This window comes from Pseudoalteromonas sp. S3260, assembly GCF_005886925.1.
In the GTDB taxonomy this organism is placed as follows: Bacteria; Pseudomonadota; Gammaproteobacteria; order Enterobacterales; family Alteromonadaceae; genus Pseudoalteromonas; species Pseudoalteromonas tetraodonis.
On the sequence record NZ_PNCV01000156.1, the window covers coordinates 1 to 938 of the forward strand.

At 44.8% G+C, this 938-nt stretch carries 1 protein-coding gene; it reads left to right on the forward strand.

Translation table 11 applies throughout. The features are described 5' to 3' along the window. On the forward strand, positions 1-938 hold a 938-nt coding region (tuf, locus tag CWC14_RS17425), incomplete at its 3' end, for an elongation factor Tu (RefSeq protein WP_138564154.1).

Sequence of the window (938 nt, forward strand, 5' to 3'; positions counted from 1 at the left end):
ATGGCAAAAGAAAAGTTTGAACGCGTAAAACCGCACGTAAACGTTGGTACAATCGGCCACGTTGACCACGGTAAAACTACACTAACTGCAGCAATCACTAACGTACTTGCAAAAGTATACGGCGGTGTTGCTAAAGATTTCGCATCAATCGATAACGCTCCAGAAGAGCGCGAGCGTGGTATCACAATCTCAACTTCACACGTTGAGTACGATACGCCTACTCGTCACTACGCACACGTAGATTGTCCTGGTCACGCCGATTATGTTAAAAACATGATCACTGGTGCTGCTCAAATGGATGGCGCTATCTTAGTAGTAGCTGCGACTGATGGCCCTATGCCACAAACTCGTGAGCACATCCTACTTTCTCGCCAAGTTGGTGTTCCTTACATCGTTGTGTTCATGAACAAATGTGACATGGTTGATGATGAAGAGCTACTTGAGCTAGTAGAAATGGAAGTTCGTGAACTTCTTTCTGAATACGACTTCCCAGGTGATGACTTACCACTAATTCAAGGTTCTGCACTTAAAGCACTTGAAGGCGAAGAGCAATGGGAAGCTAAAATCGTAGAGCTTGCAGAAGCACTAGATTCTTACATTCCAGAGCCAGAGCGTGACATCGATAAGCCATTCATCATGCCTATCGAAGACGTTTTCTCAATCCAAGGTCGTGGTACTGTTGTAACTGGCCGTGTTGAAGCTGGTATCATTAACGTGAATGACGAAGTTGAAATCGTTGGTATCAAAGAGACGACTAAGTCTACTTGTACTGGTGTTGAGATGTTCCGTAAGCTTCTTGACGAAGGTCGTGCTGGTGAGAACATTGGTGCACTTTTACGTGGTACTAAGCGTGAAGACGTTGAACGTGGTCAAGTACTAGCTAAGCCTGGTTCAATCAAGCCACACACTACATTCACTTCAGAAGTATACGTACTTTC